This window comes from Faecalibacterium sp. PGM34 (genome assembly GCF_054456555.1).
In genome coordinates this window covers 1,089,208-1,105,893 of record NZ_CM136898.1, presented here as the reverse complement: position 1 = coordinate 1,105,893, position 16,686 = coordinate 1,089,208, and the positions used below count along the sequence as shown (strand labels likewise).

General features: G+C 51.3%; 17 protein-coding genes and 1 tRNA gene. 9 read left to right on the top strand and 9 right to left on the bottom strand.

Annotated elements, in window-relative coordinates:
* Positions 1-20: 20 nt before the first annotated feature.
* The gene (locus ACXPUX_RS05215) at positions 21-410 is read left to right on the top strand and encodes an FMN-binding protein (RefSeq protein WP_458830553.1); all 390 of its coding nucleotides are present in this window, start codon (positions 21-23) and stop codon (positions 408-410) included.
* A 660-nt stretch (positions 411-1,070) separates the two neighbouring features.
* Here the strand turns inward: ACXPUX_RS05215 and ACXPUX_RS05210 are convergent.
* Both ACXPUX_RS05210 and ACXPUX_RS05205 read right to left on the bottom strand, forming a co-directional pair.
* Positions 1,071-2,063 carry a D-2-hydroxyacid dehydrogenase gene (locus tag ACXPUX_RS05210; protein WP_458830551.1) on the bottom strand — a complete coding sequence of 331 codons (993 nt, stop codon included), beginning with the start codon at positions 2,061-2,063 and terminating at the stop codon, positions 1,071-1,073.
* Between the two features lie 140 nt (positions 2,064-2,203).
* A complete protein-coding gene (locus ACXPUX_RS05205) occupies positions 2,204-2,551 on the bottom strand; it encodes an Hpt domain-containing protein (RefSeq protein WP_458830550.1) in 348 nt (115 codons plus the stop codon).
* Positions 2,552-2,908: 357 nt separating this feature from the next.
* On the opposite strand from ACXPUX_RS05205, the gene ACXPUX_RS05200 reads away from it, so the two are divergent.
* The 3 genes from ACXPUX_RS05200 (at position 2,909) to ACXPUX_RS05190 (ending at position 6,308) form a co-directional block, all read left to right on the top strand.
* Positions 2,909-2,981, top strand: a tRNA-Pro gene (locus tag ACXPUX_RS05200).
* A 227-nt stretch (positions 2,982-3,208) separates the two neighbouring features.
* Entirely contained in the window at positions 3,209-3,898 is a 690-nt protein-coding gene (locus ACXPUX_RS05195; protein WP_458830548.1) for a methionine synthase, read from the top strand.
* Positions 3,885-6,308 carry a homocysteine S-methyltransferase family protein gene (locus ACXPUX_RS05190; protein WP_458830546.1) on the top strand — a complete coding sequence of 808 codons (2,424 nt, stop codon included), beginning with the start codon at positions 3,885-3,887 and terminating at the stop codon, positions 6,306-6,308. The genes ACXPUX_RS05195 and ACXPUX_RS05190 overlap by 14 nt, the downstream gene beginning before the upstream one ends.
* A gap of 567 nt (positions 6,309-6,875) precedes the next feature.
* Here the strand turns inward: ACXPUX_RS05190 and ACXPUX_RS05185 are convergent.
* The 6 genes from ACXPUX_RS05185 to ACXPUX_RS05160 form a co-directional block, all read right to left on the bottom strand.
* Positions 6,876-7,238: a helix-turn-helix domain-containing protein gene (locus ACXPUX_RS05185; RefSeq protein WP_015537470.1), complete on the bottom strand. Its 363-nt coding sequence runs from the start codon at positions 7,236-7,238 to the stop codon at positions 6,876-6,878.
* A gap of 105 nt (positions 7,239-7,343) precedes the next feature.
* Positions 7,344-7,670 carry a hypothetical protein gene (locus ACXPUX_RS05180; RefSeq protein WP_458830543.1) on the bottom strand — a complete coding sequence of 109 codons (327 nt, stop codon included), beginning with the start codon at positions 7,668-7,670 and terminating at the stop codon, positions 7,344-7,346.
* A gap of 398 nt (positions 7,671-8,068) precedes the next feature.
* On the bottom strand, positions 8,069-8,920 hold the full coding sequence (locus tag ACXPUX_RS05175) for a hypothetical protein (protein ID WP_129872670.1): 852 nt from the start codon (positions 8,918-8,920) through the stop codon (positions 8,069-8,071).
* Positions 8,921-9,082: 162 nt separating this feature from the next.
* Entirely contained in the window at positions 9,083-9,769 is a 687-nt protein-coding gene (locus ACXPUX_RS05170) for an RloB family protein (RefSeq protein WP_458830541.1), read from the bottom strand.
* Positions 9,766-10,971, bottom strand: coding sequence for an AAA family ATPase (locus tag ACXPUX_RS05165; protein ID WP_458830539.1), 1,206 nt, complete (start codon positions 10,969-10,971; stop codon positions 9,766-9,768). The genes ACXPUX_RS05170 and ACXPUX_RS05165 overlap by 4 nt, the downstream gene beginning before the upstream one ends.
* Before the next feature lie 195 nt (positions 10,972-11,166).
* On the bottom strand, positions 11,167-11,331 hold the full coding sequence (locus ACXPUX_RS05160) for a hypothetical protein (protein ID WP_181968227.1): 165 nt from the start codon (positions 11,329-11,331) through the stop codon (positions 11,167-11,169).
* A 401-nt stretch (positions 11,332-11,732) separates the two neighbouring features.
* Here ACXPUX_RS05160 and ACXPUX_RS05155 point away from each other — a divergent pair, with 401 nt between their 5' ends.
* Positions 11,733-12,842, top strand: coding sequence for a hypothetical protein (locus ACXPUX_RS05155; protein WP_458830537.1), 1,110 nt, complete (start codon positions 11,733-11,735; stop codon positions 12,840-12,842).
* A 71-nt stretch (positions 12,843-12,913) separates the two neighbouring features.
* Entirely contained in the window at positions 12,914-13,090 is a 177-nt protein-coding gene (locus tag ACXPUX_RS05150; protein WP_005920908.1) for a helix-turn-helix domain-containing protein, read from the top strand.
* 130 nt (positions 13,091-13,220) lie between these two features.
* On the opposite strand, the gene ACXPUX_RS05145 is transcribed toward ACXPUX_RS05150, so the two are convergent.
* Positions 13,221-14,207: a hypothetical protein gene (locus ACXPUX_RS05145; RefSeq protein WP_458830535.1), complete on the bottom strand. Its 987-nt coding sequence runs from the start codon at positions 14,205-14,207 to the stop codon at positions 13,221-13,223.
* Positions 14,208-14,307: 100 nt separating this feature from the next.
* On the opposite strand from ACXPUX_RS05145, the gene istA reads away from it, so the two are divergent.
* Genes istA through ACXPUX_RS05130 form a run of 3 tightly spaced genes read left to right on the top strand, consistent with a single transcriptional unit; the run spans position 14,308 to position 16,686 of the window.
* Positions 14,308-15,717, top strand: coding sequence for an IS21 family transposase (gene istA, locus ACXPUX_RS05140; protein ID WP_458830533.1), 1,410 nt, complete (start codon positions 14,308-14,310; stop codon positions 15,715-15,717).
* A complete protein-coding gene (gene istB / locus ACXPUX_RS05135; RefSeq protein ID WP_458827911.1) occupies positions 15,714-16,487 on the top strand; it encodes an IS21-like element helper ATPase IstB in 774 nt (257 codons plus the stop codon). Before istA ends, istB begins: the two co-directional genes overlap by 4 nt.
* A complete protein-coding gene (locus ACXPUX_RS05130; protein ID WP_458827912.1) occupies positions 16,480-16,686 on the top strand; it encodes a hypothetical protein in 207 nt (68 codons plus the stop codon). Before istB ends, ACXPUX_RS05130 begins: the two co-directional genes overlap by 8 nt.

Below are 16,686 nucleotides of genomic sequence, written 5' to 3'. Positions count from 1 at the left end.
CAAGGAGAAGATACCATACCATGACCGCAAAAATGACCCGTAATATCCTGCTCATGCTGGCAGCCACCGTGCTGATGGGCATTGTGCTGAACCTGTATATCCACAACACCGGCACCGTACCCGCCGCCGACAACGCCGCCCCCCTGACCGATGGCAGCTACACTTCCTCTGCACAGGGCTGCCTGAGTGAAGTGACCGTCACGGTCACCGTGACCGGCGGCAAGGTGACCGCCGTACAGGTGGACGCCTCCGCCGAGACCCCGGAGCTGGGCGGCAAAGCCGCCGAGACGCTGTCTGCGCAGCTGACACAGACCGGCTCCACCGCCGGTGTGGACGCCATCACCGGTTCCACCATGACCAGCGAGGCCATCTTTACCGCCATGGACGCCTGCCTTGCACAGGCGCAGTGATGCTGTAAACCACAAAAAACTGCCGCACAGTTGTGCGGCAGTTTTTTTGTTTCTAATCCTCCGCTCTTCCGCGCTGAACGATTTAGAATGCGCTCCGCGTTTGCTCTGCGCATGATCAGCGGAAATGCTTTTTATAATTTCGTAGTGCCGGAGCGTCTGCGGACGCTCCGGCACTACATTTTCACGGCTGGGGTCGCAAGGGCAAGCTGCATATTGCGTTCCCCTACAAGCACTGTGCCGCAGGTCGTTTTTCATTGCAGAACACGTTGGATTATGCTATACTTGGTCTGCCGCAGCAAAAGCGGCAGGTGCTGTCTGCACAAAAGGTGGTCTAGCTTCCTCCGGCAAGCTTCCGGGGGCTGTGAAACCTTATTGTCTGGTTCCCCCGGACGCAAACGCGAAAGGGGGGATGCCACATGACACTGGATAACGTTCTGCAGCTGTTCGTCATTATTGGCGGCACAGTCGGGATCACGTTCAAGATTTCGTGGGCGATCTTTCAGGAGATCCATAACAATAAGAAATGACCGCCCCAGCGTTCCAATTCTGAGCGGTCATTCTTATTGACATACTTAGCTAAAGGAAGCTGACCATTGCAGGCAGCACCTTTTCTATTTGTAGTATAACGCTCCCACGCCGTTTTGTCAAGCAGTGCAGATTTTACAGCGTGCTTTGCAGCCGTGCGCCGCTGGCGTACTGGGTGCGGCGGTCCATCTGGTTATCCAGCGGCTGACCGGCGGCATAGCGCTTGAGGTTATGTGCAAAGATATCCACAATGTTGTCCAGCGTCTTGGGCAGGCTGAAGCCGCCGGTGACATGGGGTGTGATGATCACGTTCGGCTCTGCCCACAGGGGATGCTCCGGCGGCAGCGGCTCGGGGTCGGTCACGTCCAGCCCTGCGCCGGAAAGCCGCCCGCTGTGGACGGCGGCTGCCAGTGCCTCGCCGTCCACGGCAGTGCCACGCCCCACGTTGAGCAGGATAGCACCGGGCTTACAGAGCGCCAGCCGCTCGGCATTGAACAAGTGCAGTGTCTCCGGCGTGCCGGGCAGGCTCAGCGCCACAAGGTCGGCCTGCGGCAGTTCTGCGTCCAATGCGCTCTGCGCCACCACCCGGGTGCAGTAGTCCGGGCAGGGGGTATCCGGGTGCACGGTGCGGCGCACGCCCACTACCTCAGCGCCCAGCGCATACGCCCGCCGGGCAAAGTTAGAGCCGATATCGCCCATGCCCACACACAGCACCCGGCTGCCCGCAATGCTGCCCACAGAGTGGCCGGTGGGTGCCCAGCGGTGCTCCCGCTGGTTGTCCCGGTAGGTAGGCAGCTCCTTGAGCAGGCTGAGCCACATTGCCAGCATACACTCACTGATGGCCAGCCCATAAGCGCCGGTGGCGTTGGTCACGATGCACTTCTCCGGCAGCACCCCCGGCTCCAGATAGTTATTGGGGCCGGCTGCGTTGGACTGGAACCATTCCAGATGATCGTTCTGCCGGATCAGCGGCACCGGCAAGTTGCCCAGCACCGCATCGGCCCACAGGGCATCCTCCACCGTGGCAGTATCCGGGGTGGTAAAGCGATATGCAAAGCCCTGCACCGCCTCAATGCGGGCTCTCTGCTCCGCGCTGATAGGCAGGCAGACAAGGATATGTTTGGACATAACAGTTTCTCCTTTCCTCTTTTTGTTTATCATACCGCAAACTGTGCGGCGGCACAAGGGGGCGGTTCTGTGCTTTCGGGCATATCCTGTAAAAGAACAATGCCGGTCAGCCCGAAAGCCGCCCGGCACCGTATTGATTTTTAGTCCAGCGCACGAATGGCGTCCAGCGTGCATTGATACTGCTCCGCCACCTTTGCAAACTGCTTCTGCGTGCCCTCCAGCTGCCCGGCACGCAGGGTCTCGGTCAGGGTATAGGTAGGCGCGTACAGATTAGAAAATCCCAGATTCTGGCAGACGCCCTTGAGGGTATGCGCTCCGCGGAACGCCTCCTTCACGTCTCCCCTGCGCAGCGCTTCCTCCAGAATCTGAAAGCTGTCGTCCTGCAAGAACATCCGCACAAATTTGCAGATCATGGCTTCGTTATACAGCCGCCCAAGCACCTCCTGATAGTCTGCGTCCATCTTTTTATAGCATTCCTGTATCGTCATCGCTTACGCCGTGCCCTTCTTTTTTGCTATCGTTTGCTTTCCCATCGCCGCGTCTTACTACGCTTCATGGCGATATAGTGTTATGATAGCACCTTTCCGGCCAGCTTGCAACTAGAGTGCAACAAGTTTTGCACTCTGTCTAGTTTTTGCATCCGCTTTTTGTCAGTTGCGCCAAACCCGCACCCAGTTGCCATAAAAAGTGCATGCTACCGCGCCCTTTTCCGCTGTTGCCAGCTGCCGCTTCTGCCGGCTGAAAAAAGCAGGCCGCGCAGCGCTGTCAACTACGGATTCCATATTGACGAACCGCACAAAAAACGATATACTATATTTTGGCGGTGCAGCCGTGCCGCCAGATGCCGGGGTGTTGCGCAGTTGGTAGCGCGCCTGCTTTGGGAGCAGGAGGCCGCGAGTTCGAGTCTCGCCACTCCGATACTGCAAACGCACGTTGATTCGATGAGGATCAGCGTGCGTTTTTGTTTTGCCGGTAAACCTGCCGGTGCTCTCCGAAAGTGTGCAAAAGCCGCGCGCACTGCAAGGCCGCTTTCAAAAAACAGAGCAGCCTTTTTTATTTCCTCCTCTTTTGCGGGATTGATAAAAGCCCACAAGTGCGGTATACTGAATAGTACTTTATTCGAGCAAAGTAAGGAGGTGCGGCCCATGGCGATCGGTGTTCCCCGCCCGCTGGCGTTGGAAAAGCCGCAGAGTGTAGATTTGGCACAGGCGGCGCGGTATTTCGGCGCACACGGCGAGCCGGACGCCGCCACGCTGGCACTGCTGCAAAAGTGCGCGGTGCCGCTACTGGCGGCGGCGACGCCCCGGGCGGTGTGGCTGCTGGCAGACACTTCCGCCCTGACCGAGGCCGGGCTTCTGCCCGGCGAGGACGTGCACAAGCATCTGGCAGGCTGCGGGCAGGCCATTCTGCTGGCGGTGACGCTGGGCCCCGGGGTGGATGCCCAGATCCGCCGGGCAGGCGTGGGCGATATCGCCGCCGGGGTAGCCGCCGATGCCTTGGGCAGCGCACTGGCCGAGCAGGCCGCCGATGCCGCCGAGGCGCAGCTGCGCCAGTGGGCGGCCACGGAGGGAAAGTATCTGACCGGGCGCTTTTCGCCCGGCTACGGCGATTGGGACATCGCGGTGCAGCCGCTGGTGGCGGCGGCGCTGGACACCGTGCGCAAGGCTGGACTGTGCGTCACCGATACCAACCTGATGACCCCGCGCAAGAGCGTGACCGCCCTGCTGGGGGTCAGCGACCACCCGGTAAAGGGACAACTGGCCGGGTGCGGCCATTGTGTGCTGCGCACCCGCTGCGAATACAGAAAGAGGGGAAAGACCTGTGCAAGTGAATGAACTTTTCAAGCAGAGCAATACCATCCTGCTGGACGGCGGCATGGGCACCATGCTGCAAGCTGCCGGGCTCAAGCTGGGCGCACGCCCGGAGGAGCTGAACATCACCGACCCGGCACTCATCGAGGGCATCCATGGGCAGTACGCTGCGGCAGGCAGCCGCATCGTCAACGCCAATACCTTCGGCGCTTCTGCCCACAAGCTGACGGGCAGCGCCTACACGCTAGAGCAGATCATCACCGCAGGCATTGCCAACTGCAAGCGCGCCTGCGCGCCCTACGGTGCGCTGACCGCGCTGGACGTGGGCCCGCTGGGCGAGCTGCTGGAGCCCAGCGGAACACTGGCCTTTGAGGATGCCGTGGCCGAGTATGCCCGCATCGTGAAGGCAGGCGAAGCCGCCGGGGCAGACCTGATCTTTTTTGAGACCTATACCGACCTGTATGAGCTGAAAGCCGCCCTGCTGGCTGCCAAGGAGAATACTCACCTGCCCATTCTGGCCAGCATGAGCTTTGAAGCGGGCGGGCGCACCTTTACCGGCTGCACAGTGGAAAGCTTTGCCGCCACCGCCCGGGGCTTGGGGGCAGACGCCGTGGGCATCAACTGCTCTCTGGGGCCCAAGGAGATCTTCCCCATGGCAAAACGGCTGGCAGAAGCCGTGCCCGGTAACTTCCCGGTGTTCGTCAAGCCCAACGCCGGTCTGCCCCGGGCGGACGGCAGCGGCTACGACATCACCCCGCAGCTGTTCGCCTTGCAGATGAAGCCCTACCGGGAACTGCACCTGTTTGCTGCCGGCGGCTGCTGCGGTACCACCCCGGAGTTCATCAAGCTGCTCAACGGCACCTTTGCAGGCTGCACCCCGGGGCGTCCCGCGCACCGGATGCCCTCGGTGCTGTGCACCCCGGTGGATGCGGTCACGGTGGACGGCATCACGGTGGTGGGCGAGCGCATCAACCCCACCGGCAAAAAGCGCTTCCAGCAGGCATTGCGGGAGGGCGACATGAACTATGTGCTGGAGCAGGCCGTCAGTCAGGCAGAGGCCGGGGCGCAGATCCTGGACGTGAACGTGGGTGCGCCCGGCGTGGACGAGCCGGTGCTGATGGAGCAGGTGGTCAAGGCGCTGCAAAGCGTGACCAGCCTGCCCTTGCAGCTGGATTCCTCCAATGTGGAAGCGCTGGCGCGGGGTCTGCGGGTGTACAACGGCAAGCCCATCGTCAACTCCACCAACGGCGAGCCGGAAAAGCTTGCCGCCATCCTGCCGCTGTGCAAAAAGTACGGCGCAGCCATCGTGGGGCTGGCCATTGACGAAAAGGGCATCCAGCCCAAGGCCGAGGACCGCGTGGCCATTGCCCGCCGCATCACCGAGGCCGCGCTGGCAGCGGGCATCCCCCGGGAGGATATCTACATCGACTGCCTTACCCTGACCGCCAGCGCCCAGCAGGAGGATGTGCTGGCCACGGTGCAGGCACTGGAAGCCTGCAAAAAGGAGCTGGGAGTGCGCACCGTGCTGGGCGTGTCCAACATCAGCTTTGGTCTGCCCTGCCGCACCTACCTGAACACCACCTTCCTGACCATGGCGATGTACGCCGGGCTGGACCTTGCCATCATGAACCCTTCCAGTGAAGAGATGATGGCGGCGGTGTACGCCTACAACGTGCTGACCAACCGGGATAAGCAGAGCACAAAGTACATTGAACGCTTTGCCGACCGTGTACCCGCCAGCACTGCGCTGGCGCAGGCTGCAAAGGCCGCGCCTGCCGCCAGTGCCGCCGAAGCAGAACTTACCGGCCCCTACGCCGCCCTGATGAAAGCGGTGGAAAAGGGCTTGAAGGGTGACGCCGCCGCCCATACCCGTGCCCTGCTGGCGGAAAAGCAGCCGCTGGAGGTGGTGGATGAGGCATTGATCCCCGCTTTGGACATCGTGGGTGCCAAGTACGAAAAAGGCACCCTGTTCCTGCCGCAGCTGCTGCAGGCCGCCAGCGCCGCCCAGAGCGCCTTTGAGGAGATCAAGACTGCCATTGCCCAAAAGGGCGAAGGCAGCGCCAGCAAGGGGCGCATCGTCCTTGCCACTGTCAAGGGCGATGTGCACGACATCGGCAAGAACATCGTCCGGGTCATTCTGGAAAACTACGGCTTTGAGGTGCTGGACCTTGGCCGGGATGTGCCGGTGGAGACGGTGGTGGACACCGTGCGAGAAAAGGATGTGCATCTGGTAGGCCTTTCGGCCCTGATGACCACCACCCTGAAAAGCATGGAGGAGACCATCGCCGCCCTGCACGCCGCGCAGCTGGACTGCAAGATCATGGTGGGCGGTGCCGTGCTGACCCCGGAATACGCCGAGAAGATCGGCGCGGACTGGTACGCCAAGGACGCCAAGCGCAGCGCCGACATCGCCAAGGAGTTCTTTGGGGTGTAACGCAAAAATTTCAGATTCAGACTGCTGAGAGGCGCGGACTTTTCAGCAGTCTTTTTTCATGGGCAGAGCATTTATTTGCAAACTGTTCAAATTTACCACAAAGAATTGCCACGATTGTCTGGCATAATAAGGGTGCACTCAGGGAGAACGGAACGGACATCCCCCATAACCTCCGAAAGGTTCTCCCCGCAAAGCCCATGCAGGCACATTTCCCTGCGGGTGCGGCCGCAGCAGCGGCGCACAGCAGGCCCATAAAAAACTGTCTCCCGTTTCTATGCGAGGCAATAGCCAGAACGGCGGACAGACTACCAAATCCCTCCTGACCAAGCCGCAATGTTCAGGGGTTCCTATACAGCAGGCAGTGTCGCTTTCCTCCTCCTTTCCACGGCACTGCCTGCTTTTTGTTTGCGCATTTTTCCGTGAAAAGCAAGAAAGCGCAAAGTCGGAAGAACCGCCCTTGCCCTCGTCCCTGCATACAAAAACCGCCCCGGCTTCCTGCTGCGGAAACCGGGGCGGTTCATTTGCTTTATGGGTGCTTTTTCAGGCGCTCAATACCTTTTTGAAGTTTTAGTCATATCTGTATTTAGAGGATTTTCCGTACACTTTTCGGAGCGACTTTTTCAGGCTGACCACTGTTTCTTTGATGATCTTTGCCTCGTCGGCAGAGCAATCCGCAAGCTGTTCGGTCATCCAGCTGTCAAACACCGGCTTTGCTTTTTTGATCTCGATGCACAGCAGCTCGTCTGCGGAGCAGTCCAGTGCGTTGATGATGTCGATCAGCGTTTTCAGGCTTGGCACGGAGTTGCCCGTCTCAATATGGCTGATGTGCGTGACCACCACGCCGACCTCATTGGCCAGCTGCTCCTGCGTCATGCCCTTTGCAAGGCGGCAGGCACGGATGCGTTTTCCGATGTCGGCGTAGTCCACCATAGTACAACTACCCTCCGTTTTGTGAAGTGATACTTGTATTGTATGTGCAATCGACCTGGATTGTAATAATCTGAAAGTGCAGTGGACTTTTTAAAGCATATTCCGTTAGGATACTAAGCTTTTGCTTTTCTTCAACTGCTTATCGAACTCTTGCTTCATTGCCTTCTGGCCTTTCTTTGTGGACAGATCCGACATCTTCAGTTCTCCCTTTGCGATCTTGGACAGAATGATGATGTAGGCCTCGCCCAGCGCTGCCGTCAGGGTCGCTGTCGTCACGGCAGAAACCGCGCCGCCGATGACCGTTCCTGCACCGGGAATCAATTTGAGAACATTCGCCACCATCGTCTTGCCAATACCGGTCGCACCCGTTATTCCCACAAGAACAGTCACCAGACTCACGATTTCTTCCCTCTTAAAATTTCTGGTATTCATTGTCGATTTTGTCTCCCATCTCGTCTATGAGCCCAAAGATATTGCCAGAATCAAGTGCTGCCATCGTTCTTTTGCTCCTCCGTCTCATCCACTTCGATATACTCAGGCTTCCATTCTTTGTCAAAGTGCGGCGGTTTTATCAAATCCTTCTGCGACAGCTTTGTCATAAGCATGGGTAACGATCCTGTTGGACAGCCTGCTTGTCCTTCCATGCAGGATATTTTTGCTATTTCCGCTTTTCCCTGCAAGTTGCACCGCAAAAAACCGCCCCGGCTTCCTGTTACGGAAAACGGGGCGGTTCGTTTGCTTTATTTGTGCTTTCTCAAGCGCTCACGCAATTACTTGCGGGGGTTCTTGATAGCAGCCTGAGCGGGTGCCAAAATTACAGAGCGTTCGAGTCAATCCACCTTCACTCGCCCTGTCTGCTTGAGGGGTTCTCCATAGTTGATATGGTAATGGCCGTTATTCTGCATTCCGAATTCAATATATTCCGAAAATGTTGTCCCAGAAATCGTAGTATTAGTCAAATGCATCACAACAGCCACTCCAGCCAAATCGTCATCCCAAAGTTCCTTATAAATAGCATTATTGGAATACAATTTCAGACTCACATCCACAGAATCGCCCGTTGCGAGTAGCGTTCCTATTCCGCCTTGTCCAAAATTTCGACACGCCACTAACTCTGTTTTGCCTTGGAATCCAACAATATCAACGCTATCCACTTGAATATGCCGAATAATTGATTCAGAAATATTTTGCAAGGAAAATTCTATTGTTTTAATATACTTTATTTCTTCAACCAAGGAATCAATATTCACTCGAATCTCACTGGTTTCATGTTGTACGGAATCTCCATAATAAGACCGAATAATTCTGAACTGTTTGGACTGTGGCACATAGGACAGTGCTCCGCGATGAAGCATTGTCGGTTTGCATGATGGATTTGTCAGCTTCACAGCTGGTAAAAGTTTTTGTGACATTATTTTTTGGAGTCTATTATTTTCTTCGCTTAAGCGCCTATTAACTTCTTGTGCGTCTTGTCCCTGCTCAACAGTGATAATGCCAAGTATAATGGTACCCAGCAAAGCTTGCAATCCAGAAACATAGGAAAGTGCATCTCCTGCCGACCATTCAGCCGGAAAAGCACTGGAAAACTTAAAGAGGATATTAACCACCATTGGAATAGCGATTATTGAAATCATAAGCAGCGCAATCAGCAGCCATTTATATTTTACGAATATCTTCTTCACAAAAGTCCTGCCTTTCATATTCATAGCTGTAACTTAATTATACCGTCCCGCCACTCATAAAACAAGAAGCTTCCATCTTTTACAGAAAAAATGCCTATGGATTCCAATGGAATCCATAGGCATTTAGGAACTTACTTTTGAGAAGGCATAATCACCCTTCTACTATAATAATGTGTCCGAAAGATAAGGCTTCAGCATCTCAACCAGTTCGTAGACTTTCGTTCCGGGTGCTGACTCAGAGGGTTTCCGTCCTTCATTTTGTTTGTCCAACCGCTTTGCATTGGCAATCGCAATGTCCATGTAAGGTCGCAGCACTTCATACATATCCGGGCGGTTCTTCTCGTAACTCCCTGCGCCAATGTTTTTCAGCCAATCGCTTAGCTTCGGCCAGTAACGAGATCTATCAATATCAGTATCCATATACATAAAATGCAGCAAATACCACAGTTCTACGCACTGGTTCGACCATACAGCATGGTAAATCGTCTCACCTTGTGCATTGTATTCTTCGCACAGCTGTGCTACCATGTCGATATTTTCTGCCGGAAAATCATCTGTGTCATAGACAATCCAGACGTGCTTAAACACAATGCCGTTATTCTGAACGTATTGACGAGCTTTCATCAACAGATTCACCGTATTGTCGCTAATGCCCTCTACCTTTAGCTGGATTCTATCACGGTACTTAGAATTGATAATCCGTTGAATTGCGCCAAAATACTGCGGCTCGGTTTCTGTACCTTCAGATGCAATCAAGTGGTATTCCGGCTGAATCATCCTCGCCTTATCACGGCGATTCTTCATCCAGCTTTTTCCAAGGTCACTCTTTTTCGGAGGTTTCAGACTCATGCCCAATCCCTCCCTGTCAGCATATTAGAAAGGTAGGGGTCTGCACCATATCGGCCTTCCAGATACTGCTTGTCAAAGGCTGCCGTACTCTTGACGCGGGTGTTGTCCTCCTGTCGGAACTCATAAAGCGAATAAATTTCGCTCTCATGATTATCATTCATTGCTGCAAACCAGATTTCATCGCGGCGGAAAACAGTATTCTTCATCGTAGTCAGGTCGTGAGAACTGAACAGCAACTGTGCGCCCTTCTTGTTCAGTTCCGGGTTCTTGAACATCTGAATCACATACCGGAGCAGCTTCGGATGCAGCTTGGCATCCAGCTCGTCCACAACGACTGTGCGGCCTTCCTGCAATGCTACCATCAGAACCGGCAAAGCCGCTATCATCTTCTTGGTTCCATCCGACTCTGCTTCAAAGGGAAGCTCGTAGACCTTGCCTTTGATCGTTCTTTGCGTGAACAGGTGCTTGCTATCTTCATCATAGCGATAACCGGACAAATCAATGCCTACATCATTTAGTGCATGAATCAAGCTTTCCTTGGTCGCTTCATTCTTGGACACCAGCACAATGTTTTCCGCTCTAGGGTTTGCGTAGCTCTGCGTAATGCAAGATTCAAACCAATTCTGCACTTCTGCAATCACAGGGATATTATAGTTGATTGCCAAAAAAGAAAGATACGGCATCTTCGGGTTGACGTCCAGATTGATGCTCGCCTTACTGATGCTTGCACCCAATTCAATTTTCTGACCATCTCGCTCAAAAATCAAACCTGTCTTCTTGCCGCCCAGTGTGCGCCACAAGAGGGACTCAAAGACAATTTCTTCCTTGAGCGAAATGTAATACTGGTATTCCTTCTCGCCTACACGGAAGAACACCTGAAAAATCGTAGGCTCATTTGCAGAGCTTTCATCCAGCATAAAGGGAGCCACACTGCTGCCCTGCTGGAAAATCATTGGCTGCCGATTCTTCTCCAATGCATGAATCGGCTTCACAACAAGGTTAATCAGGCAAAAGAATGCCTGAAGCAGATTCGTCTTACCGCCACCATTGGGGCCGTAGACTGCACTGATCGGAAGCAAATCTTCCGCTTTCTCCTGCCGAATCAAGGCATCCTGAAACTCCGGAATTGCCATTGCACGGAAATCAAATGTCGTTTCATCCTTATAAGACTTAAAATTCTGAAAAGAAAATTGGCAAAGCATTCTTTCAACTCCTTCCTGTTATTAGTATACCTCATTTTCAATTTTTATTCTAGCATTTTAGAAAATTTCATTCTTATATAAGTTTTATAGAGCGAAACCGAAGAGTAAAAAGTTTTTATTTATACAAAAAACGGAGCTTCCCGCAGCATTTTATCTGCGCAAAAGCTCCGCCTCATGGTCGCTTATGATTATCTTTTAGTAGAACTGAGTTTCGGCGCCGCTTTCCTCTGCAATCTGAATCACTTCATCCACGCATTGGCCCGCTTCTTCCTCTGTATCGGGGTCGTATGCGTAAATATCATTCATCTGCGGACCAAACGCCGCACCGTCTGCAATTATCAGAACCTTCTCGGATTTCATCGGGAAGATCTTTTGTTTGATGTTATTATTTGTACCTTCTGTCTGCTCACAAAACAAGATACAAAATGCCCACTGGCCCTTGATAAAGAAAACCAGACCTGTCTGATCGGACGAAAACCATCCCAAATGTCGAAACTGGATTTATTGCAGTCTGTAATGATTTTTCCATTCGACATAATGAATTTGAAGGGCAGAGATAGGAAATACGTTGCCTCTGATCAAATCGCCCTATAAGAAATCCCAAAAAGCAGTTTATTATCATTCTATTAGATTTCGATCTATGGATAACAGTGTCATAAATCACCAGATAGAATGCTATGCGTTTTTATAGTAGTTGTTCCTCCCGATCAATTTCTATTTGATTCATAACATCCTGATAAATCACAAAAAGAGGTGTTTTTATGACAATGGCAAAGAAGCTTCCACTTTTAGCACCTTCCATTCATACTTTTGAAGTGAATGGAACGTATACCGATTGCGAAGCGAAGCGCACTATATTTATGGCAATTCAAAAAATGGTATCCGCCGAAAAATACTATCGGGTTCCGTATCATGGCTCCTCGAAAAAAGGCTACTGTTATAAAAGAAAAGATGGCGGTTTGACCATCACACTGGCAGAATACCCAGATTTCAGGAAGAGATACATAACGTTATCAGGTGTGAACCTCGCTCGGATCGCAGGTGATCCATCTCGTTTAAGTTTAACAGATTTATCGCCAGAAGGTTTGGCCATGCAAGAGCAGGCATTTCTGAATGAATTGAAGCAGCTTGGACTCCTTGAAATCGAGGATTCTGTTAAATGGAAAATGCACCGGTTGGATATTACGCAAGACTTCTATGTGAAATGTGATCCCTCGCTGATAGTAAAGATCATTCGTTATGCAGGAAGCGTTGACCCGTACAGGAAAGGTCGCGCACTACACTATAACCAGCACAATGAGATCCGAAGCTGTAAATTTGAAAAAACGTGGTACGATTTTGCACTCTATGACAAGCATCAGCAGCTCTTGAATTGTGAAAAGGAGAACTATCCGATTTCTCCAGATGATCTGGAACGATCAAAAAATCTGGTTCGATATGAAATTCAATTAAAGCGCCCCAGTCTGAAAGAATTTGAGCACGATAAGTTGGAATCGAAATCTTCAAAGTTCCGGTTTGAAAATCATGCGCTGTTTCATTATTTTGATAAAATCAGTGATGATATTCCGCTCTTTCTATATCGGTATGCCGTCGATTATTTTGGCAAGCATTCGTGGTATAACGTTCCAACCGCCCTGAAAGCCGTACAAATGAGCAATCTTGATGACGATACCAAAGAACTTGTCGCTGCGTATATCGAAGCGCAGGATGAGCCGGAACTGACTGATAAGATACATCATAAAAAGAAAATCGCAAAGGCTTTGGAAAAATTAGAGATCAACGATGTAATCATCCCTTGCCGCATCCTGAACGATCGTCAATGCGGCAGATTTCCATGTGCGCCCTTATGCACAAGGGTACAAGGGCTTTGAGCGAACAAAAAATGATCCATGCAATGAAGCGCAAAAATTCATCAAGATCACAAGAATGGAGTTGATTTTCAATGCTAGACAACTATCCCGATGTCCTGAGCTTCCGGCAGGTCATGGAAATTACGCATGTTGGCAGAAATCTACTGCTTCGTCTTCTGAACAGCGGCGAAATTCCCGCCTTCAAGATGGGAAAACTCTGGAAGGTTTACAAGCAAGACCTGATTCAGTATATGAGCCAATGTCAGTAAGCCGTATCTTTCGTTTGGGGCAAAAAGAATCCCGTTGGACTCCGCAGCAGGAATCCAGCGGGATTCGATTCTATCGATCTTTTAATATGCTCGTCTCAAATTTCAAGAAGGATTTTACACTCTTGTACTTTTACCAAATCTGTATTTCAGCACCGCTCTCTTCCGCAATTTGGATCACATCATCCACACACAGGGCTGCTTCTTCCTCTGTAGCGGGGTCGTATGCGTAATATACGTCATAGAGCGCCGGTGCCGGAGCCAGCTCATTGTTATAATCCACCACCTCGTCATAAAATACCATATACTCCGTAAAACGCTCCCACGCAACCTGATTGCTATACTTTCCGCTGTACTCATATACGTCCGTATACAATGCGTTCAGCCATGCAGTATCAAAATCACTCCCATAGCTGAGATAGTATTCTTTTACGTTTTCTTGCATTTCTCCGATTTCATAGTGGCTCACGTCCACAGAGATCTCGCCAGAAAGTTCCGAATAGGTATCCATTCCATTCGTGCTAACAACTTTACGGTCTGATCTGGTAGCCGTCTGGGCAGAATTGTCGGAATCCGTGTCCTCTGTGTAGGTTTCGCTCTCAGGTTCTGCCATGCTGACGCTGGAGGATGAATCTACAAGCGCATCATCCAAAGCATTTTCCAGCTCATCGAGACTGCCCTCCAGCGCATTGCTGCTGGCAATTCCATGATCGTTGCAATAGCTGTTACTGATTTCGGAAAGCGCAGTGTTCTGCATTAACAGATTCATCGTTTCGCCGTCCATGGTCATCCGGTCGATTTCAAAAGAGCCGTCATCATTCAACTTGAAATAGATGCCAACTGTAGCTTTTTCTCCCGTTTGTGTGCTGACGCACTCACCGCTGTAGTGGACAAAAGTCACTCCGTCCTGTTCATAGTTTTCCCACGTTCCGTTTTCAAAGAAATCGTCCAACACCTCACCAACCGTTGCCCCTGCTGGGAAAGTACTCAAATATCCGTCCGAAACTCCTTTGGAGCGGGCATTGTCTGAGTAAAGCACAGGATATAACATATATACCGCAAACGCGACAAACGCCGCCGTAATCGCCAGCTTGTGAATGCTAATATATACTTGAGCCACTTTTCAGCAAAATGACAGCGAATATTTGAGCCACCTAATGGCTTCCCGTATAATAGATGTAGACTACTATGCGGGAGGCGATAGAAAGGTGGTCACATCGGTGGATGTCTACAAATCAATCCGCGCGCTGCGACTTGAAGGAGTAACCAGTCAGCGTGCAGCAGCTAAAATTCTGGGAATTTCCAGAAACACAGTCAAGAAATATTGGATGGGCGACGCAGTTCCATGGGATCGGAAAGCCTACCAGCGAGAAGCCTCTGTCATAACGCCAGAAGTAAAGCAGTTCATTGAGCACTGCCTCGATACAGATGCTGCGGAGGGTGTAAAGAAGCAGCGTCACACAGCACGGCGGATTTACAACCGGCTCGTAGAAGAATTTGGTTACACGGGCAGCGAGTCTGCCATCCGAGCGGCAGTTCATGAAGCCAAGGCAGAGCGCAAGGAAAATGAAGTTTTTATTCCATTGAGGTTTGCTCCTGGTCAGGCACTCCAAATCGACTGGGGAGAAGCTACGGTAAAACTGGCCGGCAAGAAAGTAAAGGTAAATCTGTTTTGTGCGCGTATGAGTTATAGCTGCGCACCCTATGTTATTGCTTACAGGCGGCAAAACTTGGAAAGCTTTCTCGATGCCATTATCCATACGCTTAATTATTTTGGGGGCGTTCCTCGATCCATGATTTTTGACAACGCTCGTGTGGCTGTAAAGAGTGGTTTTGGTGCCCATGCAGCAGCACAGGACGATTATTCCAAACTGGCCGCACACTACGGATTCCAGCCTGTATTTTGTAATCCGGCATCCGGAAATGAAAAGGGTCTTGTAGAGAATCTGGTAGGATATATCCGGCGCAATGTATGTGTGCCGCTGCCTCAAGTGGATTCTTTGGAAGATCTCAATACAAAGCTGTTAGAGCAATGCGCCAAATACATGAACCACAAAATCGACGGACGTTCTCAGAAAGTGGGACAGATGCTGGCCGAAGACCAGGCGCATCTCCACCCGCTTCCCAAATATGTTCTCGATATTTCAAAGAAAGCCTACCCGAAAGTCAATCGCTATTCAACGGTTCTCTTTGATACCAATTACTATTCTGTTCCTTGCAAATACAGGGGAAAAGGCACCACTGTAAAGGCCTATCCCAATAGAGTTGAGATTTGGATCAATGGCCTTCTGGTGGCCACCCATGACCGCTGCATGGGTCGAAAGCAAGAATCTCTGGATTTACGGCACTATTTGCCAATCTTAGAGAGGAAAGGGCGTGCAATTCGTTACGCTCGTCCGGTTTTGAATGCAGTGCCTGCTGAATTCCTGAATTGGATGGAAAAGCAGCATTTGAACTCCAAGCAGATGGTTGAATTGCTGGAGCAGTGTTTGACAGATGGCTACTTGGCTGTTATGCAACGTGATCTGCCGAACCCGGATACGTCGATTGCAAAAAACGATGTTCCGGTTTTGTCCGTTGATCTGAGCCAGTATGACAAGCTGTACGAGCGGAAAGGGGCGGCCTCATGATTGACGTAAAAGAAGAACAGATTCGACTTCTTGCAAAACAGCTGAAGATCCCCACTTTTGCTGAATACAAAAATGTTCTTAACAATTGCGCGCCGGATATGGATTTTAGTGATTTACTTCTGACGCTTATGGCATCTGAAACAGCGGCCAGACAGGAAAACCAAACCAGAAGAAGATTGAAAGCTGCCGGATTTCCTGTACAAAAATCACTGGACGATTTCGATACCAGCCAGCTGAATCCCTCTGTATCTCCGGTGTTCCTTAATGAACTTGCATCCTGCCAGTTCATTGAACAGAAGAAAAACATTGTTATGATTGGAAACCCGGGACGCGGAAAGACGCATATTGCAATTGCTCTTGGAATTAAAGCCTGCCTGCAAGGCTACCATGTTCTATTTAAAAATGCATCTACTCTCTCGACTGAACTTACTGAGGCACGAGATACATACCAGCTTGGCAAATTGGAACGGCAGCTGGCAAAAGCTGATCTTCTGATTTTAGACGAGCTCAGTTATTTGAGTTTTAACCGTTACGAATCCGATTTGCTATTCAAGGTCATTTCTGACCGCAGTGAGCAGTCCAGCACTATTGTGACAACCAATCTTCCTTTTGCAAGATGGACCGAATTATTCGAGAACACAACAATGGTTTCGGCTCTGGTGGATCGATTGACATACAAATCTGCCGTGCTGGATATGAATGGTCCGTCTTACAGACTGCTTAGTTCTCAGAGTAAAGTTGACACTGACAAGGAGAATGAAAATGACTAACATGCAGCCCAATTTTACAGTTGAGGAAGAAAACAAAGCCCTGATTAGCTTCCTTCGTGCTGATTACGATGACGCTCTTGAGCAGATTCGAGTCCTAAAAAGCGATGTAAACGAACTGATTGATATTTTGCGCAAGCATTCCATTGAGGTTCCGGTTCACATTCAGGAACGGATTCAACTGGACACTCCACTTGAATAA